This window comes from Niastella soli, assembly GCF_017742245.1.
Classification (GTDB): Bacteria; Bacteroidota; Bacteroidia; order Chitinophagales; family Chitinophagaceae; genus Niastella; species Niastella soli.
In genome coordinates, this window is record NZ_JAGHKO010000001.1 from 1,479,133 (window position 1) to 1,499,953 (window position 20,821).

General features: G+C 43.6%; 19 protein-coding genes. 13 read left to right on the forward strand and 6 right to left on the reverse strand.

Annotated elements, in window-relative coordinates; translation table 11 throughout:
* Positions 1-63: 63 nt before the first annotated feature.
* Both J7I42_RS06015 and J7I42_RS06020 read right to left on the reverse strand, forming a co-directional pair.
* The gene (locus J7I42_RS06015; RefSeq protein WP_209137864.1) at positions 64-1,047 is read right to left on the reverse strand and encodes a 2-hydroxyacid dehydrogenase; all 984 of its coding nucleotides are present in this window, start codon (positions 1,045-1,047) and stop codon (positions 64-66) included.
* 69 nt (positions 1,048-1,116) lie between these two features.
* Complete coding sequence (locus J7I42_RS06020; protein WP_209137865.1) at positions 1,117-1,383, reverse strand: hypothetical protein; 267 nt, start codon at positions 1,381-1,383, stop codon at positions 1,117-1,119.
* A 272-nt stretch (positions 1,384-1,655) separates the two neighbouring features.
* Here J7I42_RS06020 and asnS point away from each other — a divergent pair, with 272 nt between their 5' ends.
* Complete coding sequence (asnS, locus tag J7I42_RS06025) at positions 1,656-3,092, forward strand: asparagine--tRNA ligase (protein ID WP_209137866.1); 1,437 nt, start codon at positions 1,656-1,658, stop codon at positions 3,090-3,092.
* A gap of 68 nt (positions 3,093-3,160) precedes the next feature.
* Here the strand turns inward: asnS and J7I42_RS06030 are convergent, their stop codons facing one another.
* Positions 3,161-4,003, reverse strand: a complete 843-nt coding sequence (locus tag J7I42_RS06030) for a universal stress protein (RefSeq protein WP_209137867.1) — start codon at positions 4,001-4,003, stop codon at positions 3,161-3,163.
* A gap of 131 nt (positions 4,004-4,134) precedes the next feature.
* Here J7I42_RS06030 and J7I42_RS06035 point away from each other — a divergent pair, with 131 nt between their 5' ends.
* The 12 genes from J7I42_RS06035 to rho all read left to right on the forward strand — a co-directional run bounded on the left by J7I42_RS06035 (position 4,135) and on the right by rho (position 17,753).
* Positions 4,135-4,695, forward strand: a complete 561-nt coding sequence (locus J7I42_RS06035) for an ExbD/TolR family protein (protein WP_209137868.1) — start codon at positions 4,135-4,137, stop codon at positions 4,693-4,695.
* Positions 4,696-4,829: 134 nt separating this feature from the next.
* Positions 4,830-5,774 carry an isopenicillin N synthase family dioxygenase gene (locus tag J7I42_RS06040; RefSeq protein ID WP_209137869.1) on the forward strand — a complete coding sequence of 315 codons (945 nt, stop codon included), beginning with the start codon at positions 4,830-4,832 and terminating at the stop codon, positions 5,772-5,774.
* A 188-nt stretch (positions 5,775-5,962) separates the two neighbouring features.
* Positions 5,963-6,448, forward strand: a complete 486-nt coding sequence (locus tag J7I42_RS06045) for a hypothetical protein (protein ID WP_209137870.1) — start codon at positions 5,963-5,965, stop codon at positions 6,446-6,448.
* A 93-nt stretch (positions 6,449-6,541) separates the two neighbouring features.
* Positions 6,542-7,129, forward strand: a complete 588-nt coding sequence (locus J7I42_RS06050) for a penicillin-binding protein activator LpoB (protein WP_209137871.1) — start codon at positions 6,542-6,544, stop codon at positions 7,127-7,129.
* Positions 7,130-7,187: 58 nt separating this feature from the next.
* On the forward strand, positions 7,188-8,591 hold the full coding sequence (locus J7I42_RS06055) for a COG3014 family protein (RefSeq protein ID WP_209137872.1): 1,404 nt from the start codon (positions 7,188-7,190) through the stop codon (positions 8,589-8,591).
* A gap of 457 nt (positions 8,592-9,048) precedes the next feature.
* Positions 9,049-9,387 carry a hypothetical protein gene (locus J7I42_RS06060; RefSeq protein WP_209137873.1) on the forward strand — a complete coding sequence of 113 codons (339 nt, stop codon included), beginning with the start codon at positions 9,049-9,051 and terminating at the stop codon, positions 9,385-9,387.
* A gap of 2 nt (positions 9,388-9,389) precedes the next feature.
* Positions 9,390-9,797 carry a PadR family transcriptional regulator gene (locus J7I42_RS06065; protein WP_209137874.1) on the forward strand — a complete coding sequence of 136 codons (408 nt, stop codon included), beginning with the start codon at positions 9,390-9,392 and terminating at the stop codon, positions 9,795-9,797.
* A gap of 31 nt (positions 9,798-9,828) precedes the next feature.
* Positions 9,829-12,099, forward strand: coding sequence for a PspC domain-containing protein (locus J7I42_RS06070; RefSeq protein WP_236065395.1), 2,271 nt, complete (start codon positions 9,829-9,831; stop codon positions 12,097-12,099).
* Between the two features lie 502 nt (positions 12,100-12,601).
* On the forward strand, positions 12,602-13,687 hold the full coding sequence (gene gcvT, locus J7I42_RS06075) for a glycine cleavage system aminomethyltransferase GcvT (protein WP_209137875.1): 1,086 nt from the start codon (positions 12,602-12,604) through the stop codon (positions 13,685-13,687).
* 259 nt (positions 13,688-13,946) lie between these two features.
* Positions 13,947-14,435 carry an SRPBCC family protein gene (locus J7I42_RS06080; RefSeq protein ID WP_209137876.1) on the forward strand — a complete coding sequence of 163 codons (489 nt, stop codon included), beginning with the start codon at positions 13,947-13,949 and terminating at the stop codon, positions 14,433-14,435.
* Between the two features lie 84 nt (positions 14,436-14,519).
* Complete coding sequence (locus J7I42_RS06085; protein ID WP_209137877.1) at positions 14,520-15,263, forward strand: 2-phosphosulfolactate phosphatase; 744 nt, start codon at positions 14,520-14,522, stop codon at positions 15,261-15,263.
* A gap of 792 nt (positions 15,264-16,055) precedes the next feature.
* The gene (rho, locus tag J7I42_RS06090; RefSeq protein ID WP_209137878.1) at positions 16,056-17,753 is read left to right on the forward strand and encodes a transcription termination factor Rho; all 1,698 of its coding nucleotides are present in this window, start codon (positions 16,056-16,058) and stop codon (positions 17,751-17,753) included.
* Positions 17,754-18,134: 381 nt separating this feature from the next.
* Here rho and J7I42_RS06095 read toward each other — a convergent pair whose 3' ends face one another.
* From J7I42_RS06095 to J7I42_RS06105, 3 genes are read right to left on the reverse strand one after another with little or no spacing between them, the layout of a single operon-like run.
* Positions 18,135-18,368, reverse strand: coding sequence for a 4a-hydroxytetrahydrobiopterin dehydratase (locus tag J7I42_RS06095; RefSeq protein WP_209137879.1), 234 nt, complete (start codon positions 18,366-18,368; stop codon positions 18,135-18,137).
* 16 nt (positions 18,369-18,384) lie between these two features.
* Complete coding sequence (locus J7I42_RS06100; RefSeq protein WP_209137880.1) at positions 18,385-18,819, reverse strand: IPExxxVDY family protein; 435 nt, start codon at positions 18,817-18,819, stop codon at positions 18,385-18,387.
* Between the two features lie 29 nt (positions 18,820-18,848).
* Positions 18,849-20,486 carry a M20/M25/M40 family metallo-hydrolase gene (locus tag J7I42_RS06105; protein WP_209137881.1) on the reverse strand — a complete coding sequence of 546 codons (1,638 nt, stop codon included), beginning with the start codon at positions 20,484-20,486 and terminating at the stop codon, positions 18,849-18,851.
* Positions 20,487-20,821 lie beyond the last annotated feature (335 nt).

Here is a 20,821-nt window from a genome sequence, read left to right on the forward strand (position 1 = left end):
TCGAAAATAAGGAAAATAATAAATGTTCTATTGACATTATTATTTTATTGGAGGCTTCACCTATTATATAACTTTATTCACCAATGGTTTGCCACTTTCAAAATCGTCAATGTTCAGCAGGGTTGTTTGAGCTATCTGTGTAAGCGCTTCATCAGTAAAAAAACCCTGGTGGCTGGTGACCAGTACATTAGGAAAACTCATTAACCGCATAATATCATCGTCAGGAATGATCTCTTCTGACAGATTATAAAAAAACAATTTCTCTTCCTGTTCATACACATCTATACCGAGGTAGCCTATTTGTCCGGTCTTTAAAGCATGAATGGTGGCCTTGGTATCTATCAGGGCGCCCCGGCTGGTGTTTATGAGCATTACACCCTGTTTCATTAAATTGATCGTATCGGTATTGATGAGATGCCTGGTTTGTTCGGTAAGGGGGCAGTGCAGGGAAATAATATCACACTGCGGCAGCAGTGTAACCAAGGGCAGGTATTCCACTCCTTTTGCTTCCAGGTGTTTATTGGCCACCAGGTCAAAAGCCAGCACCCGGCAACCGAATCCCTTCATAATATCGCAAAACACTTCCCCTATTTTGCCGGTACCAATAACACCCACGGTTTTCCCATACAGATCAAAGCCAATAAGTTTATCCAGTGAAAAATTACCTTCGCGCACCCGGTTATACGCTTTATGCGTTTTGCGGTTTAAAGCAAGAATAAGGGCCACGGCATGTTCGGCCACGGCATGCGGGGAATAGGCCGGCACCCGTGCTACTTTTATTTGATACGTTTGGGCCGCATTTAGGTCTACATTATTATAACCGGCACAACGCAAGGCAATCAGTTGAATGCCTAAACCGGCCAGCTGTTGTATGACGGTTGCATTCAATTTGTCATTCACAAAAGCACAAACAGCGTTACAACCGGTAGCCAGGGCCACCGTTGTTTCATTCAGGGGCGCTTCAAAAAATACCAGTTCATGCCGGGTATTGTAGCGGGTGAAATATTCCTTATCGTATGATTGGGTAGAAAAGAAGGCGATTTTCATGGTAACAAATGTACCGGAAAGATGAGGTTGTTGGTAAAGCAAGTTAGCCTTGAAATGCCAGTTGCAGACTTACTTTGGCTTCCTCGCCCTGGGCCTTTTATTCTTTTCCATATTTCTCGCCACGTTCTTTTCTGAAACCGTAAAACCGAGATACAAACCAATAGCGAGTGTTCCTATTACCAGGAAAATGATAAATAAGGTAAAGGCATGACTATATTCTTCGCTCCCGGGAAGCGCCTTGCGCAGGTCTTCAAAATACTTGAAGGTTAATGAAAATGAGGTGGATGCAATGGTGAGAAATGGAGGTTTCTCCAGTGTAAATAGCTTGCCTTTCATTTTATTAGAATAAAATGTTAATAGCCCCCCATTCAGGTTACTAGAATCATTTTATCTAATAGCTAGTAAAAATGATCATTAATTAGAATGGGTAATTAATGATTGATGGGTTATTCCCTGAAAATAACCATACCATGCCAAAACTAGCTAACATTCATTAGCTGACAAAAATATTTTATGTGTTTTATTTCACCTGCCAAACTTCTACCAAATCTTATCTTTGCCGTCCTTTCGTTCTTTTGGGAGCGGAAAATCTTAAAAATCTATTGGATATGTTCAACAAACGGGTAAAAGTTAAAGATCTGCTGGCCAGTGAGCCTACCGGTCAGGAAGTAACAGTAATGGGTTGGGTGCGTACTTTTCGTAACAACCAGTTTATAGCGCTGAACGATGGCAGCACTAATAATAATCTGCAGATAGTAGTTGAACTTGGGATGCTCGATGAAAATACCCTTAAACGTATTACCACCGGCGCCTCGTTGAAAGTAACCGGTAAAGCCGTTCCTTCTTTGGGTAAGGGCCAAAAAATGGATATTAATGCTACGTCATTAGAAATACTGGGTGACAGCGATGCGGAGAAATTCCCGTTGCAACCCAAAAAACATAGCCTTGAGTTTTTACGTGAAATTGCCCACCTCCGTTTCCGTACCAACACTTTTGGTTCGGTATTCCGGGTACGCCATGCACTGGCATTTGCTGTTCACAAATTCTTTAATGAAAAAGGTTTTGTGTACATGCATACGCCCATCGTTACAGCCAGCGATGCCGAAGGCGCCGGTGAAATGTTCCGTGTAACAACCCTGCCTTTCGATAACCCGCCCCGTAATGAGGATGGAACCATCAACTTTAAAGAAGATTTCTTTGGCCGCAGTACCAACTTAACGGTGAGCGGTCAGCTGGAAGGTGAGCTCGCAGCCACCGCTTTTAGCGAGATCTATACTTTCGGTCCTACTTTCAGGGCTGAAAACTCCAACACCGCCCGTCACCTGGCTGAGTTCTGGATGATTGAGCCGGAAATGGCGTTTTGTGATATTGAAGACAACCAGAACCTGGCTGAAGAGTTTATCAAATACCTCATTCGCCATGTAATGGAGCATAACCGCGAAGACCTGGAGTTCCTTTCGCAACGCCTGGCGGAAGAAGAAAAACAACTGCCACAGGACAAGCGCAGCGAAATGGGTCTTATTGAGAAACTGGAGTTTGTGATCAACAACGATTTCGAACGTATTACCTATACCGAAGCGATCGACATCCTGTTGCAATCACCCGCGTACAAGAAAAAGAAATTCCAGTACGAAGTGAAATGGGGGATCGATATGCAAAGTGAGCATGAGCGCTACCTGGTTGAAAAGCATTTCAAAAAGCCGGTTATTGTTACCGGTTACCCCAAAGAGATCAAGGCGTTTTACATGCGCCAGAACGATGATGGTAAAACCGTTGCCGCTATGGACATTCTGGCCCCCGGTATTGGTGAAATTGTAGGTGGTTCACAAAGGGAAGAACGCCTGGATAAATTGACCGAGCGTATGAAGGAAATGCACATCCCTGCTGAAGAATTGTGGTGGTACCTCGATACCCGTCGTTATGGTACCGTACCGCACGCCGGCTTTGGACTGGGTTTTGAACGTATGGTGTTGTTTGTAACCGGCATGACCAACATTCGCGATGTGATCGCCTTCCCAAGAACGCCCAAGAACGCAGAATTCTAACTTCCTTGGCATCTATAAAAAAAGGGTGGTCCTGGAATATTCCGGGACCACCCTTTTGCTTTTAATTCCTATTCATGGATAGAAACAATCGGTATATGTGCATGGGTTATTAACTCGCGGCTCTGACTTTTGTGGAAAAGGCTATCGATAAACCGGTGTTTTTTGGGGATCATCATTACCAGGTCAAGGTTATTTTTTTCAGCAAAACTGGTAATGCTATCCACTACATTTTTGCCGGTTAACTGTACATAATTAGGTCTAACCTCTTCCAGCATCGAGTCCAGATAAACGGTGTCCATTGTTGGGGTTTCTTCCCAATCCGTTTCAGCATCCTCCTTATCCTGCACATTTAAAACATACAGATCGGCGCCAAATTCCTTTACTATGTTTTTGATATATTCTACCGGGGTCGACTGTACTACATTTTTAAAATCACACGCCAGTCCAATTTTTTTAATGCCATGATAAGTAGTACCAGGTGGAATTACAATAACCGGGCATTTTATGTGTTTGATGGCGGTCAGGGTGGTACTCCCCATGATCATTCGTTCAAAACCAGTTGTGCCATGGCTGCCCATAATTACGGCCATTGGGTCGAGCGATTTGCAAATTTGCTCAAGCTCCTCTATGGGGTCGCCCAGTCGCGATTCACTATAAATTTGTATTTTACCTGATGTGAGGATCACCAGATTTTTCTTCAATTCCTCCAATCGTTCTTCACTCGACCGTTTCACTTCTTCAAGAGAGATAGTAGTTACAGGAGCAACAGGGGCTTCCGTAAAGGATACCGGTACATTGTACACGTGCAGTAACATTAAACCGGCATTAATTGCCTGCGCCATGTCAACGGCATAATTGATCGCATTGACCGATACAGACGAGAAATCCGTAGGAACTACCAGTGTTTTCATGTTTATAATTTTTTGATGAATAAAAGTAAGCCTGTTATCTGGCAATTAAAATGATGTCAGTCAGCAGAACGACTGATAAATTGTATATGGAAAAATTGTGCCACCGCATCTTATAATCAAACCAATAAGTTATGGCTGAAATTAATACCTCCCATGTAGCCGGTGGTAAAGCCGGTGGCCGCAGAAGTAAAAAGTTAAGCACAAAAGTTGACTTAACCCCAATGGTTGACCTTGGCTTTTTGTTAATTACCTTTTTCATATTTACCACAACCATGTCAGAGTCCAAGGCAATGAAACTGTTTATGCCTGATGATTCAAATCCCAAGATTGACATGACAGTAGCCCAAAGCACCGCATTGACCGTGATCCCGCTTGCCGACAATAAAATATTTTATTATCACGGCGAATTGAATGATGCATTACAATCAAAATCCTGCGGTATTACCACCTTTTCAGAGCGCGATGGCCTGGGCAAAATTGTTAGGAATAAACAGGCGGCGCTTGATAAAATGGGCCCTGGTAAAAGAAAAGAGCTGATGTTAATGATAAAACCATCGCCCGAATCAAATTACGAGAGCGTGGTAAATGCACTGGACGAAGCCCTGATCAATGATGTAAAGCGATATGCTATTTTGGATATTACACCTGAAGAAAAGAATGTGGCCGCTGCTAAAAGTGTAACCGCACAGTAACCGGGTTATTTACTAACGGTTGCCCAATTACCGGAAATTGCTTTTAAATTTTGTCGGCGTTACAATAGTTTTGTAAATTGTATACCCCACAAAGGTCCGGGTAATACATGTATAAACCGATTTAAAATAATTTTATGGCAATACCGGTAGTTAATCTCGCCGATTTTTTATCTGGCGATCCGCAGCTGAAGCAAGCATTCGTAAATCATCTGGGTAAAGCGTATGAAGACGTTGGGTTTGTTGCTGTAAAGAACCACGGAATTCCCGATGAGCTCATAGCCGATCTGTATAAGTACGTACAACAGTTTTTTGCATTGCCGCGGGATGTAAAAGAAAAATTCGAAATACCTGATTTGGCGGGTCAGCGCGGTTATACTTCTTTCGGTAAAGAACATGCCAAAGGAAGCGAGGCCCCTGACCTGAAAGAATTCTTCCAGTTTGGACAAACCGTTGAGGATAACGATCCCATTAAAAGCGAATACCCCGATAATGTACAGGTAAATGATGTGCCTTCATTTAATACTACCTTTACAAAAGCATACCGGGCGTTTGAAAAGTCGGGCCGGGCATTGTTACAGGCTATTGCTTTATACCTGGGTTTGGATGAACATTATTTCGATGAGCACATTCACAATGGAAATTCTATTTTACGTGCTATTCACTATCCGCCCATTTCGCAGGAACCGAAATCAGCCATTCGAGCCGAACAACATGAGGATATCAACCTGATCACCCTGTTAGTTGGCGCATCGGCAGATGGATTACAGATCCTGACGAAACAGAACGAATGGGTGCCGGTTACATCTTTGCCCGAACAAATTGTGGTGAACGTAGGCGATATGTTACAACGTCTTACAAATAACAAACTGAAATCTACGACGCACCGGGTAGTAAATCCACCAAGGGAGATGTGGGGCACTTCGCGTTATTCGATCCCATTCTTCCTGCATCCAAAAGGAGAAATGAGTTTAGCATGTTTGCAAAGCTGCATAGACGCCAGTCACCCCAAGGCATATCCTGACGCAACCGCCGGTGAGTACCTCGATGAACGGTTACGCGAGATCGGTCTAAAGAAATAAAGCATTGATTATTAATAAAAGTCCTGACGGTAACGCCAGGACTTTTTCTTTTAACACCTAGCTAACGAATTGCTTACTAATTTAGACTTATCAAAAAAATTAGTTATTCAACTGGCGCCGTGAATAATTAATGAACAAGTTTTATCGTTAGTTGTAATGCACCTTTTTAAAAGTAAAACCCGGATCAAATGAAAAGAAATGTACGCTATACCCTGTTACTGTTACCCATGGCTATGCTGATAGCTGTCGGGGGCATGTCACAAGCCCTGGTAGAAGACCAGAATCCTGATTACATGATCAGCCAGGTAAAATACCTGGGAATGGCCGATTCCCTGAATGCCCTGCACGGTACTACTCCTCAGGAAACTTACAAGGCTATTGACTGGATGGAGCAAAGACAGGAAAGACGTGACGCACGCCGTGCGTTCCGCCGCGAATTGCGATTGGAAAGAGCTAAATATGGCTGGTATTATAATGACTACAGTTATTACTCGCCCAGTTATTATTACCCCTCTTATTCCGGTAATTATTACTACAATTATTATCCCTATCACAATTATTACCGCCCCCGGAATTATTACTACCGCAATAATTACCATTGGCGCCACAATGCCTGGGACCTGGTTCCGCTGGCAGCTACCGCAGCCACTATCGGTTATTTGTTGACCCGCTAAAAGAAAAAATAGCTGCTGTTTTACCAGTTGTTGATGACAATACTGGCCGGAACAGGCAAAATGTTTACTGTATTCCCTTTCAAAATAAAGCAAATGAAAAAAGTATATCTGGCTGTTATGGCCCTGGTTGTAGCTGGTACTAGTATCTCTTGTTCGCATAAGGTAACCCGCATAGATCCGCAAGAGCAGGTTGACCTTAGTGGCCGTTGGAATAACACCGACTCGCGTCTCGTAGCAGAACAATTGATTGATCAGGTTTTAAAAGAAAGATGGGTAGGCGAACACCAGGAAGCACACGGTGGTCAAAGACCCGTGGTGATCGTTGGGTTTGTTACCAATAAAAGCCATGAGCATATTGAAGCCGAAACCTTTGTTACTGATGTTGAGCAATCCTTTATAAGATCAGGTAGAGTTCGCCTGGTTCAGGGTGGTAAAAAAAGAGATGAGCTGCGTGCCGAAAAGGCCGATCAGCAAACCAACGCCTCTGCCTCCAGCATGAAAAAGTTTGGCCTCGAGCAGGGCGCTGACTATATTCTGCAAGGTTCTATAAACTCCATCGTTGATTCTCAAAAACGCAGAAAAGTGGTGTACTACCAGATCAACCTGGAGTTAACCAACATTCAAAGCAATGAAGTGGTATGGTTGGGTGACAAGAAGATTGCCAAATACGTGAAAAACTAAGAATTCTCACCAGCAGGTTAACTGCAATTTTACAGGAATGGCTTTACCTCTTAAACATATGACAAGAGCATTGGCGTTTGCATGCCCGATGCTCTTGTTATTCTCCTGCGCCACGTACAACAATCGCATTGGTGGTTATTACGAACAGGTAGTAAATAACCAGTTCGATAAGGCGTACCTGGCCATAGATCATAATAAACTGTTGCAGCGCAGACGCAACAGGCTACTATACCTTTTTGAAAAAGGAAAGATGGCCCATTTGCTGAAGCAATACGATAGCAGCAATATTTACTTTAACGAGGCCGATCTGTTCATTGAAGATACCCGCACTTCGGCAAGGGATATAGCGCTTGGTACCATGCTGAACCCCATGATGGAAACTTACAAAGGCGAAGATTTTGAAAAGTTCATGGTGCATTATTACAAGGCCCTGAACTACCTGAGCCTGGGTCAAAGTGAGGAAGCAATGGTGGAAGCCCGCCGTATTTCATTGACCAGTTATACACAACAGGACAAAACCGGCAATAAAGACCATCGATATTCTGATGATGCTTTTTCCCTAATGATGCAGGGTATTATTTATGAACAAAGCGGCGATATCAACAATGCATTCATCTCTTACAGAAATGCAGCGGATATTTTCTTAAAGAATAATAACCGGTGGTATGGTGTTAGCCTGCCCGAACAATTGAAGCAGGATGTATTACGCACTGCCGCGGCCAATGGGTTTGCTGAAGAAGTGCGGCATTACTCCGAATTACTGAACACTACGTTACAACCTGCTTCCAAAACACCAGGCGGGGAACTGGTACTATTTTGGGAAAATGGATTGGCGCCGGTAAAACAGGAGCAGAATTTCATTTTTGCACTTACCAAAGATGGCCTCGGCAATTTTACTTTTACCGATGCCACAGGTACCGTAAACGTACCCTTTATTTTCGACGATAAATTCATCAATAAGGATAGTTTAAAAGCTGCAGATATTCGTTCGCTGCGGGTGGCGTTTCCCAAATACCAGGAACAACCTGTTTTTTATACCCAGGCCACCGTTTCTGCAAACAATGCAAAGTACAATTTTGAAGGCGCCGAAAACATCAACGACCTGGCCTTTGCTACGTTGAAAGAACGGTTCTTAAAGGATATGGCCAAAACCCTGAGCCGACTGGCATTTAAAAAACTGGCTGAAATGGCTGCCCGGCCCAAAAGCAACGATAAAAACAAGGATGAAAAAGAGGCAATAGCCGCCGCCATCCAGGTGTTTAGCTTTGTTACTGAAAAGGCCGATACCCGCAACTGGCAGAGTTTACCACATACAATATTATATACACGCATACCCCTTCAACAGGGTACCAATACCATACAAATAAGCTTCACAGGGCAAAACCAGCAAAGCAAACCCATTAGCCTCACCGTAGAAGGCAATGGCCGCTTGCAGGTCCAGAATGTTTGTACCCTACGGTAGAGGTCATCGGAATCCATTAAATAGGCGGATAAGCTTCCTCAAAAAAGCTTATCCGCTTATTTTTTTGGTATGGAATAACCAACAACTTACAGGGAGCTCGCCCGGACCTCACAGGGACCATATCCCTTTCAGGTCCCTGTGAGGTCCCTGTTATGTCCTTGTGAGGTCCTTGTGAGGTCCGGCTGAAACCCACCCTAATCCCTGTAAAACCCCAGAAATGACAGAAAATCGGCATGTCGCCGTTCAGTCCTGTTTTTTAACCATTCATACAATCTGGAAAAGCTCCTTAAGGGACCAATTGTTCACATCTTATTGACAATCAATATTTATCGGTTAAGCTAGTTAGCGTTTATTGAATATTACCATAAAAAGAATGGTACTATGTGTTGCATAGTACTAAAATCCACCCTATATTTGTGTTGTGAAAGGGAATAAAACCCCCGCCTCACAAGAAGTCATGCCAATCCCAATAAGTATAGCCATGTTAATAGCCCTGTTTACCCTGGGGGCAGCAATGAAAAACAAAAAAGCGGGCAACCCGGACGAAGTAGTGATCATAGGAGGAAAACAGGTTAACTGGGTTAATAAAAAAGATAGTCGCACCTTAGTAGTGATGGCGCCCGAACAACAAGACCATACGATAACTATCCAGGGACAACAGGAGTCAGCATTTTTTGATAATATATTTCAGTGTTCAGGTTTATATAAGATCATAAAAGACGAACCGATGACTGCCATAAATAATTCTATTAACAGCAACATAAAACAGGCAATTGCCCTGTCACCAAAAGAATAGCCATGAATATCGAGAACACCCAAAGTCAGATGCGGAAAGGGATACTGGAGTTTTGCATTCTGTCGATCATCCGCCGCGGGGAAGCTTACCCCAGTGATATTGTGGATGAAATGAGAGGCGCAAATCTCCAGATCCTGGAGGGTACCCTTTACCCCTTATTAACCCGGTTGAAGAATGCGGAAATGCTAACCTACAGATGGGTTGAAAGTAACTCGGGCCCTCCCCGCAAGTACTTTTCGCTTACACCCAGGGGCGAAGAGTTTTTTAAAGAGCTGGAAACTACCTGGAACGAGCTGGCCAATGCAGTGAATACCCTGGCCAGCAAGCGCGAATCGCTGGTTTCATCAGCCAATTCAAGTTCAACAGACAATACATCGTATCCTAGCGAAACAACCCAACCCAACAACTAACACTTCAACCAACCAACAAATATTATTCACCATGAAAAAGGTAATCAACATAAATTTTCAGGGCAGGGTGATACCTATAGAGGAAACTGCTTTTGAAATTTTGAAGCAATACATCGAGAGTTTGCGAAGGTATTTTGCAAACGAAGAAGGCCGCGATGAGATCATCAACGACATCGAAAGCCGTATTGCCGAACTGTTCTCTGAAACATTAAAGAAGGGGGCTACCTGTATCACTGATGCAGATGTACAGGCCGTAATGGCCAGTATGGGCCGCCCTGAAGATTTTGAAGCAGAGGCTGTCCTCAACGAAAATGGCGGTACCCACGCAGCAAGTGCCGGGGCAGGCGCCAGTCAGCAACAAAGCTCCTCTTCACAACAACAGTCACAATCAACCGGTGCTGGCGCAGGTTCATATACCAGTCCGGGTGTAGGCCGTGGCCGGTTGTATCGCAATGCCGATGATAAAATTATTGCCGGTGTATGTAGTGGTTTGGCCAACTACTTCCACATTGATCCGGTGATCATGCGAATAATATTTGCGGTATTGTTGTTCACCGGTGGTTCAGGGTTTCTGGTTTATGTCATTTTATGGGTAGCAGTACCATTGCAATCAGTTCAATCGAATATCACCAAAAGATTGTACCGCAGTTCAGAAGATAAAGTAATAGCAGGGGTTTGTGGTGGTTTGGCTGCCTATTTCAACATCAACAACTGGGTACCCCGCCTCATTTTTGCTTTGCCATTGATCATCGCGTTATTATCAGGAATTTTTAACTGGTGGTGGACTGATGATATGGATTTCTGGTTCGGCCCCAGGGTGGTAACTGGTTCTTTAAGCAGCACCCTGTTTGTAACTTATATTGTTTTGTGGATTGCGGTGCCCATTGCCGTTACCGCAGCTGAAAAACTGGAAATGCGGGGGGAGCGCGTTGATCTGAACTCTATTCGCGATACGGTAAAGGAAGACCTGGAGAGTTTCAGATCTAAAGCACAGAACTGGGGAAATGAAGTAAAACAATCAGCGCAGCAATTTGGCGACCGCGCCAAACAGTTCAGTCAAAGCGAACGGGTGAAAACCTTTACGAACGAAGCTACTACTACTGCCCGCAGCGCCGGCAGTGGCATTGCCCACATCATTGGCGTATTGTTCAAGGCTTTCTTCCTGTTTATTGTAGGCATGATTGCGCTGGCCTTGTTTGCCACATTGATGGGCCTACTTTTTGGCGGTGTGCCGGTCATGACGTTCAAAGAGTTTTTGCTGGAAGGTTTCTGGCAGAGTTTCCTGGCCTGGGCAACCGTGTTTCTGTTCCTGGGTGTTCCTGTCATTGCCATGATCACCTGGTTGATCCGCCGTATTATGGGTGTGCGTTCTAAAAACCATTATCTCGGTTACGTATTTGGTACTTTATGGTTTATTGGTATCGTATGCGCATCATTGCTTACCGGATCTATCTTTCGCAGTTTTAGAGCAGGGGCCTTTGTAGAAGAAAATGTTGCTGTCGCTCATCCTAACCAAGGCAAACTGTATCTGGATGTAACAACCCGTAATGTCAACTATCATTACTTCAGCAATGACTGGTTCAATTGGTCTGAAGACTGGCCTTTGTTTGGCGCAAACCTCGACTCTTTTATGCTCAATACCGTGCGTATAGATGTGGTTAAAAGTCCCGACAGCGCTTTTCATGTAACCAAACGGATGTTTAGTCGCGGGTCTGATCCGTTACATGCACGCAACCTGGCCGAAAAGATCAATTTTCAAACATACCAGGTAGATAGTGTACTGTACCTGCCCAAGGGATTTTCGATCAGCAAAAATGAACGGTTCCGTAGCCAGCAGGTTTTATTGATATTACAGGTGCCTGTAGGTAAAAGGTTCTTTTTAGACAGGTCTATTTCAAACTACAGTTGGTTCGATGTGCGGTATAACCGTCATGGTGGTTTTCAGATAGATGATACCTGGGAGCATACCTACTGGGTTGATACAGATAAGGAATATATTATGACACCCGATGGGCCTAAAAAAGTAAAGGACCTTGATCCGGTAGCATTAAGAAAAGGAGAATATAAGGAGCGGGCTGATGACAATGAAAATGAGGAGCACAAAAACAAACAGGACCGCAAAAATGATGAGCCTGCACAAAAAGATACTACCAGTGGCTATCGTTACCATAAACAAACACCGGTAAAGAAAACGGATACATTACCGGCAAAAGCGAACACTTCATCTGCCAGTGTAAATGATAACAATGAAGAGCAACCGATCAGCTTTTTTCCTGTAAGGTTTGCCAGTGTAAATAGTTAACAGCCGCATGAAACGTTTTGATTGATCCCTCCCCGCCGCTTTGCTTAACCGTGTGTCGGAAGCAGGCGGGGTTGAAGTTGGAACAACAGGGGCCCTTTTGAGGGCCCTTTTTTCGTGAAGGGTAATCGGCAATGGGCAATAGGCAATGGGGAAATACAAGACGGCAGACGGCAGACGGCAGATGGCAGACGGCAGACGGCAGACGGCAGACGGCAGACAGCAAACAATGGAATACAATTGGATACTCCACGCTGCGCGTGTCGCGAAGCGAAGGCTCAGTTGCATCGAACGCAGTGAGATGCCCTGGTTTTATTTCACAGCCTGTCCCGACTCGTCGGGATTTCACCTTTCACGTTTCACGATTTCATGAGTCTAAAATTTCGCGAGGCCAAAATTGCCGATTGCCGACTGCCGATTCTTGATAACCGATTGCCGACTTTTAAAATTGGTGGTCTTTGCGGCAAAACTTTATTTTTGCGGCAACAAAAACTACACATACTGTATGAAGAACACGCCTTTCACACAAAAACATATTGCCCTGGGGGCCAAAATGGCGGAATTTGCCGGGTATAATATGCCCATTTCCTATAGCGGTATTAATGACGAACACGCCGCTGTGAGATCCAATGCCGGGGTATTTGATGTAAGTCACATGGGCGAGTTTATTCTGAAAGGCGAGCATGCGCTTGACCTTATTCAACGGGTCACCTCGAACGATGCTTCAAAATTAACCGCTGGTAAAGCCCAGTACAGCTGTCTGCCCAATATGGAAGGCGGAATTGTCGATGACCTGCTGGTTTATTGTATCGAGGAGAACAAAGTATATATGCTGGTGGTAAATGCTTCAAACATTGAAAAAGACTGGAACTGGATCTCAAAGTTCAATACCAACAATGTGGAGATGCACAATATCTCCGACAAAACCTGTCTACTGGCCATTCAGGGGCCCAATGCCACCAAAATGTTGCAACCCCTGACCGATATAGATATTCTTAATTTAAAATATTACACCTTCGCCAAAGGCAAATTTGCCGGGGTTGATAATGTAGTGATCAGCGCGACTGGTTATACCGGCGCCGGCGGAATTGAAATATATTTTGAAGATAAAGATGGCAGCGGCGAAAAAGTATGGGATGCCATTTTTAACCTGGGTGCTCCACAAGGACTGAAACCAATTGGTTTGGGTGCCCGCGATACCCTGCGGTTGGAGATGGGTTTCTGCCTGTATGGAAATGACATTGACGATACTACTTCACCCTTGGAAGCAGGTCTGGGCTGGATCACCAAATTCACAAAAGACTTTACCGCCCGCCCCATATTGGAAAAGCAAAAAGCTACCGGCGTAACCCGTAAACTGATTGGGTTTGAAATGATTGACAAAGGTATTCCCCGTCACCACTACGAGATAAAAGATGCGGCTGGAAATAAAATAGGATTTGTTACATCGGGCACCCAGGCGCCCAGTTTGCAAAAGGCCATAGGCATTGGCTATGTGAATATGGACCATTCTGCGCTGGATGCTGAAATTTATATCGGCGTACGCGACAAATTGTTAAAGGCAAAGGTTGTCAAATTCCCGTTTGTATAAGCGGCTAAATTGTAGGCTTAAGAAATAAGAGTCAAGGCACAAGGATTCAATTTTGATCAGGCTGGTAACAGGCCACCTCAAATAGAAGCCTTGTGCTTTGTTTTTTTTGTACCTAAAAAAGTTATGCATATAGGCGTCTAATATTACTAAGCATTAAATATGAACCCTTTGCATTGTTTTTCTTTACCTTGAGCGCTGATTTTTCAAATGCCTTTGGCTTATTTATTGCTACAAAGGCAACGCATGTAAAAAATCCTGTATGCCCACCATCCACCTGACTACCTTTATTGCCGCGCCTATTGAAAGGGTTTTTGATCTAAGTCGTAGTATTGACCTGCACAAAAAGTCAATGACCGATTACCGCGAAGAGGCCGTAGCCGGAACGGTAATGGGCTTGATAAACCTGAATGAGTCAGTTACCTGGAAAGCCAAACACCTGATGAAAACCCGGGTATTGCAGGTGCAGATCACAGCCATGCAGAGACCATTCTCTTTTACCGACGAAATGAAAAAGGGCGATTTTAAAAGCATGAAACATGAGCACCATTTCAAAGCAATTGAAAATGGAACACTGATGATAGATGTTTTCAAATTTGAAGCGCCCTTTGGTGGATTAGGAAGATTTTTCAGCAGCTTATACCTTTCGGGTTATCTGGAAAAACTGTTGGAACAGCGCAACGATCTGATAAAAGAATATGCGGAAGGCAATAAATGGAAACATGTTTTAGACAATAAACAGGGCGCGTAAGACTTGCATTTTTTGGCCCATTGTGCTTAAGTGAAGTCGAAAGATTGCCAACTGATTTACCTACTTTTGCGGTTTATAAGAATTATGTCAAACAACAAACCGACTCTATACACATCCCCATCTCCGGCGTTACTTGATTTATACGATATTAATAATACCATTGTTGTGATCATTGATGTGTTTCGCGCCACATCAACCATTGCTACTGCATTGTACAATGGCGCAAAATGCATTATTCCGGTTGACAGTGTAGCCAAATGTATTGAACTGGGTAAGAAAATTGAAGCTATTACAGCCGGTGAACGCGATGGTAAAATAGCCGAAGGCCTGGAGTATGGCAATTCGCCTTTTGAATATTCAAAAGAATTTATCAGTGGTAAAACGCTGGTGCTTACAACCACCAATGGTACCAAGTTATTGCATATGGCATTGGACCGGGGAGCAGGTCATATCATAACAGGTTCATTCCCTAACCTGTCGGCGATATGTGATTATCTCATTCAACAACAACAGCCTGTATTACTGGGTTGTGCCGCCTGGAAAGACCGGGTGAATATGGAAGATATGTTATTTGCCGGGGCCGTAATAAATAAGGTGAAAGACCATTTCAATATCAATTGCGACAGCTCAGGAATTGCAGAAACCCTGTACCTCAATGCTAAAAGCGATATGTACGGGTTTATTAAAGATAAACATGCCACTCACTTTCAGCGGCTCACCAATTTCGGACTGGAAAAGGATATCCGCTATTGCCTTACGCCCGATTTAGCTAATGTGCTGCCGTTTTATGAAGATGGCAAACTGGTGGTACACAATGACCAGTATTAAACCAACGCATTTTTAGCTTTCCTTTAATAAACTATTTCAAATCCCTGTGCGTTATTTGCACAGGGATTCTTCTTTTATAACACTCCTGCATTGATACATTCTTATCTGGTAAAATAGTGCGGCTGTATATACCTGTTTGGTGATGAGGAATGGTTTAGCGTAACCATGTGGGTTATTCGAATTGCGTACAAAGCCGGCTTCTGGTAAGGGTTTGGTAAAAACAGGCATTTTTGTACTTCGTTGTGTATAAATTGGGCCCGCAGGTAAGAGTAACACCTTACAAATAGGCCACCTTCATTGTTTTTAGACATTAAATTATACACATAATGCCCGTTTTAATAAAAAAATGCAGTTAAAAGCAGCTTACCCGGCGATATGTAAGTATTTTTTTATAATATTTGTGCTGCAAATCAGATTAGGGGTGGAATTGAATTTGCATATTCTTCATAATGCCTGGTTGTAGATCATTTCATTATTAGGTGCCGCAGCGAAAGAGATGTGAAAAATAGCAGAACCTGAGCCGTCAGAAAAAGAAGCCCATTTGCCCTGAATGTACGCTATAGGGGCCAAAAAGTGACAGAAAAGCGGGATCGGACCCAAAAATTTTTGCTTTTTGTAAATTTGGCGTATTATTGTGTTTGGAATAGGGCTGATAAGTCATACCCGATACTCACAAAGCTCATCAGTTATTCTTTTCCACGCATATAAACTCATTTCAATTTTTTTTTTCAACAGAATTTTCAACGAACAAAGTTTGCTCGTCTGATTAGGTGTTAACTCACAAGTTATTTTATGTATGACATTTTGCAATTGAACGACATGCTCGTTCCAGAACTGTTAGATATTGCTGAACAGTTAAAAATACCCAACGCAAAAAAATTAGACAAACAGGAACTAGTATATAAAATCCTTGATAAGCAGGCTGTAATGGCTAGTGCAGTAAAGAATGGTTCAGCCGATGATAAAGGTAAACGTAAAAGAGTAGTAAAAACTACTACTGCAAATGCTACGGAAGAAGCTGATGTGGTAAGTGGTGATGATAAACCAGTGCGTAAGGAAATGAAGAAGGAACCACCCAAGAAGAAAGTGATTGAAAAACCAGCACCTCCTGTAAAAAAGGGACGCAAGAAACCAGAGCCAGAAGAAGAAGAAGAAGAAGCAACCCCCATTTTACCGGTACTGATGGATGATGATCATGAGGAAGATGAAATGCATGAAATTCCTTCACATGATGATGAAGATGAAGAAGGTGATGAAGAAGAGACCGGCACCATGATTGCCCAGGAAAATGAACGCATCGCAGAGCCACAACACTCAGTTGAACAGCAACAAAAATCATATCCTCACCGTCGCGAATCTGCCTTTAACATTGAATTTGACGGCGTTATTATGGCAGAGGGTGTTTTGGAAATGATGCCCGATGGATATGGCTTCTTACGCTCTTCAGATTACAACTACCTTTCTTCTCCCGACGATATTTATGTTTCTCCTTCTCAAATAAAATTATTCGGCTTAAAAACAGGTGACACCATCTTCGGTGCTGTTCGTCCGCCAAAAGAAGGTGAGAAATACTTTGCGTTGTTGAAAGTAGAAACCATCAATGGCAAACAACCGGAAGATGTACGTGACCGGGTTCCTTTCGATTACCTGACACCACTGTTCCCATTCGAAAAGTTAAACCTGTTCACTGTTCCTAATCAATACAGCACCCGTATCATGGACCTATTTACGCCCATTGGTAAGGGACAACGTGGATTGATCGTGGCGCAGCCAAAAACCGGTAAAACCGTGCTGCTGAAAGAAGTGGCCAACGCCATTGCCGCCAATCACCCAGAGTGTTACCTGATGGTAGTACTGGTTGATGAGCGTCCTGAGGAGGTTACCGATATGGAACGCAGTGTACGTGCCGAAGTAATAGCGTCAACTTTCGATGAACCAGCTGAAAAGCACGTAAAAGTATCTACCATTGCCCTGCAAAAAGCGAAACGCCTGGTAGAGTGCGGTCATGATGTGGTGATCCTGTTAGACTCTATTACCCGTTTGGCCCGTGCCCATAACACGGTGGCGCCTGCATCTGGTAAAGTGTTATCAGGGGGTGTGGAAGCAAACGCCATGCAAAAACCCAAACAATTCTTTGGCGCCGCCCGTAAAATTGAGAATGGCGGTTCATTAACTATATTGGCTACAGCCCTGATAGATACCGGTTCTAAAATGGATGAGGTGATCTTTGAAGAATTCAAAGGTACCGGTAACATGGAATTGCAGCTCGATCGCCGCCTGGCCAACAGACGTGTATTCCCGGCCATTGACCTGGTAGCTTCATCTACCCGTCGTGATGACCTGTTGTTGGAACGCGATGTATTGCAACGGATGAACCTGTTACGTGTATATCTTACAGATATGAATACGGAAGAAGCAATGAGCGAATTGCTGAAGCGTATGCGTGGTACAAAAGACAACCACGAGTTCTTAGCAAGCATGAACGGCTGAACACCATCGGCCTCACATCATAACAAAAAGCCACACCGCTAAAACCGGGTGGCTTTTTTTATATGGTGCCTTTAACCTTCTTTGACCGCGGAAGCCTTAGCGAAGGGGGCTTCGGCCGCCTACGCCAAAGATTCGGAGGGTTAAACCTGCCTGCGCCCTTTGGTTTCCATAGTCTTGCTCTGCCCTCCGAAACCTAGCCGCCGTCTCCGCCAGCTGACGGATACAACGGTCGAAGAGCGAAGGAGAGACAACGACAACAAGACTTTCCGTGAAGCCCGTTTCCGCCGGCTGACGGGGCAGGCGGGCCTGCCGCTAAAGTTAGCGGCACTCGGTTGCGTAGCATGCCCATAGCAGCTTCGCACGAAGCTGAAACAGGGACGCTTACTTTACAATAGCATCGATCTTTTTCGCCAGTTGGCGGTCCTTATCTGTAACAACATTACCCGCATCGTGGGTGCTTAACCAAACCTCTACCTGATTCCATACATTGGTCCACAAGGGATGGTGATTCATTTTTTCGGCCTCCAGTGCCACCCGTGTCATAAAGGCAAATGCTTCTGAAAAGTTCTTGAACTCAAACTTCTGATAGAGCTTGTTGTCTTGTTCTTGCCACATATGATTAAGTTTAATGCTAAAAAATCAAATGCCCTTTATTCTTGATCTTCTCGTTGGTTAACTCCATCACTAACTGAACGCCATTGATGGTTTTTACAGAATCAATTATTTGCTGAAAGAACGCATCGGGCACGGTATCACCTTTCATCAGCCATAAAAAATCAAGATGTCTGAATTCGGGTAACAGGTATTCACCATCGTACTGATTATTGTATAAATAGTGTACCAGACTGCCTACGGGTTCGCGGTATTCAAAAACAGAGAAATAATAACTACGCTGTTTTTTCTGAAGTTGAATTTCAATATCGTTGTTTATGCGAAAGTCAAAATGCAGTAAATGATTAAGGTTCCAGCAAAACTGGTAACTTTTCAGGGGTGCTACAATACCGGCCAAACGGGTGTCTTCAAAAAAATCATTGGCCAGATCATCCAGGTCGAGCTTAAGTTTCATGCCATAATATTGGCATAAAGGTATAAAACTTAAAATTCAACAGGGCCTTCTTTCATTTCTTCCCCTCTTTTATACCTTACCGTGGTTTTATCGCCTTTATTGAACTTTGAAAGCGCCTGCATGTATGTTTCCAGCGAGTTGGTGTTAAAGCTGCCCAATTGTATAATTATATCCCCGGTTTGAATACCTGCTTTTTGGGCTGGCCGTCCATCAGTTACACCATCAACCCGGACACCGCTGCCCGAAAAAGTATAATCGGGCATTATGCCAAGGGTAACATTAAAACGGGCGGTGGTGCCAATAGCCGGCTCACGTGTTTTTTGAAAGGCCAGTTTACCCTTGCTATTGATAAGGTCTACGAGGCTTTCAATGTATTTTACTATAAAAGCCTCACCGGTGAAATTGATCTTGTTATAATCATCAGTGGGTTTATGATAATCGCTGTGTAAACCGGTGAAAAAGAACAATACGGGAATGTTCTTTAAATAAAATGAAGTATGATCGCTGGGACCAATGCCGCTGCTATCGTATTTGATAGTAAAATACTTTTGTTTGCTTAAGGAGGTAAATACGGGCCCCCAGGTGGGCGAAGTGCCGTAACCGCCTACAGTTATGGTTTTGCTGGAATCGTTGAGGCGGCCAACCATATCCATATTCACCATAAAGTTTACCGAGGTCAGATCGATGGTGGGGTGTTCGGTAAAATATTTTGAACCAAACAGACCCAGCTCTTCTCCTGAAAAAGCAATGAATACATAATTGTTATTCTTGTCTTTAGATCCTTTTAGAGAACGGGCCAGTTCTATAAGAGCGGCAGTTCCGCTGGCATTGTCATCAGCGCCATTGTGTATCTGTCTTTCGCCTGTGCGTAGCATTGAGTTCCCATCTTCACCATAACCCAGGTGATCGTAATGCGCCCCAAAAATGATCGTATTGGGAGCGCCGTTATTAATGATACCGATCACATTGTTACCGGTCCTTTTTTTATCGCTGATCACCGTTTTTAACCGGATGTCTAATGTGGCAGATTCATCTGCCAGGTATTCTTTGCAGGCTTTTGCTGTTAAATACACAACCGGAAGAGGCGATGGGTTGCTATTGTCTTTACCTTCGAATTTCAGGTTATCGGCTATGCCAGAGGTGTTATATACAAACAAGGCGGTGGCGCCTTTTTCAGCGGCTTTTTGGGCAATGATCTTAATGGCATTGGAAAGATCGAAGTGCGGGTTCTCCTTGTTGTCTTCAATAATGTCTTTCAGGTCATCGAACCAGGGAACGCCTTTTTCTTTCACTGCAGGCGATACAGCCGCATCAAGGCTTGCAGTGGGACAAAATACAAAAGGGAAATATTCATCGTTCAATTTCAGCTCGTGGTCATTTATAAACAACAATGTAGCCGCATTGACCTGTTTGCCATCATTTATTTCGAATGGCTGTAACCAGCCCTGTTCTCCTTTGGGTTCAAGACCGGCTTTTTGAAATTGACCCCTTATATATTCATACGCCAGTTTTTCTCCGTTAGTACCGGCCCTTCTGCCTTCCAGCTTATCGTCTGCCAGGTACATAATATGTGCCTGCAGGTTGGTAATCATAACTTTATCGGCTTTTTTTAACTTCTGGCCAACCGAAGTAAAAGAGGAGAGCAACAAAATGATAAGTAAACGCATGTACCCGTTCATTTGTACTTATTTTTCAGGCTTAGGTGCAAATAAAGTTAACATTAGACAAAGCCTGTACCAATAATTGTTTGTCAAAAATTCCTCACTTGTAAAACGTTCTGGTGAACACAAATCTCAAGCGGGATGTTAGAAATAATACTATTTTAACGGATTTCGGAGGGTGGGATTAACCGGCTGCAAAATAAAACGCAAACAAATTACTTTATTATCTGTTTATAAATAGCTGTTAACCGGTTATTTCGGAAATTAACGACTGCAAAACTGCTATATTAATTTTGTTTAACATCGTTTTTTTCTTTATAAGCTCACCTTTTTTCCTTTAC

What these genes read in the sequence shown, in the direction of transcription:
- J7I42_RS06050 (WP_209137871.1), top strand. Translation starts at nt 6,542, where the DNA reads ATGAAAAAAGTATATCTGGCTGTTATGGCCCTGGTTGTAGCTGGTACT.
- J7I42_RS06105 (WP_209137881.1), bottom strand. Translation starts at nt 20,486, where the DNA reads ATGCGTTTACTTATCATTTTGTTGCTCTCCTCTTTTACTTCGGTTGGC.
- J7I42_RS06095 (WP_209137879.1), bottom strand. Translation starts at nt 18,368, where the DNA reads ATGTGGCAAGAACAAGACAACAAGCTCTATCAGAAGTTTGAGTTCAAG.
- J7I42_RS06070 (WP_236065395.1), top strand. Translation starts at nt 9,829, where the DNA reads ATGAAAAAGGTAATCAACATAAATTTTCAGGGCAGGGTGATACCTATA.
- J7I42_RS06020 (WP_209137865.1), bottom strand. Translation starts at nt 1,383, where the DNA reads ATGAAAGGCAAGCTATTTACACTGGAGAAACCTCCATTTCTCACCATT.
- J7I42_RS06060 (WP_209137873.1), top strand. Translation starts at nt 9,049, where the DNA reads ATGCCAATCCCAATAAGTATAGCCATGTTAATAGCCCTGTTTACCCTG.
- J7I42_RS06015 (WP_209137864.1), bottom strand. Translation starts at nt 1,047, where the DNA reads ATGAAAATCGCCTTCTTTTCTACCCAATCATACGATAAGGAATATTTC.
- J7I42_RS06080 (WP_209137876.1), top strand. Translation starts at nt 13,947, where the DNA reads ATGCCCACCATCCACCTGACTACCTTTATTGCCGCGCCTATTGAAAGG.
- asnS (WP_209137866.1), top strand. Translation starts at nt 1,656, where the DNA reads ATGTTCAACAAACGGGTAAAAGTTAAAGATCTGCTGGCCAGTGAGCCT.
- J7I42_RS06030 (WP_209137867.1), bottom strand. Translation starts at nt 4,003, where the DNA reads ATGAAAACACTGGTAGTTCCTACGGATTTCTCGTCTGTATCGGTCAAT.
- J7I42_RS06045 (WP_209137870.1), top strand. Translation starts at nt 5,963, where the DNA reads ATGAAAAGAAATGTACGCTATACCCTGTTACTGTTACCCATGGCTATG.
- J7I42_RS06040 (WP_209137869.1), top strand. Translation starts at nt 4,830, where the DNA reads ATGGCAATACCGGTAGTTAATCTCGCCGATTTTTTATCTGGCGATCCG.
- gcvT (WP_209137875.1), top strand. Translation starts at nt 12,602, where the DNA reads ATGAAGAACACGCCTTTCACACAAAAACATATTGCCCTGGGGGCCAAA.
- J7I42_RS06035 (WP_209137868.1), top strand. Translation starts at nt 4,135, where the DNA reads ATGGCTGAAATTAATACCTCCCATGTAGCCGGTGGTAAAGCCGGTGGC.
- J7I42_RS06085 (WP_209137877.1), top strand. Translation starts at nt 14,520, where the DNA reads ATGTCAAACAACAAACCGACTCTATACACATCCCCATCTCCGGCGTTA.
- J7I42_RS06055 (WP_209137872.1), top strand. Translation starts at nt 7,188, where the DNA reads ATGACAAGAGCATTGGCGTTTGCATGCCCGATGCTCTTGTTATTCTCC.
- rho (WP_209137878.1), top strand. Translation starts at nt 16,056, where the DNA reads ATGTATGACATTTTGCAATTGAACGACATGCTCGTTCCAGAACTGTTA.
- J7I42_RS06065 (WP_209137874.1), top strand. Translation starts at nt 9,390, where the DNA reads ATGAATATCGAGAACACCCAAAGTCAGATGCGGAAAGGGATACTGGAG.
- J7I42_RS06100 (WP_209137880.1), bottom strand. Translation starts at nt 18,819, where the DNA reads ATGAAACTTAAGCTCGACCTGGATGATCTGGCCAATGATTTTTTTGAA.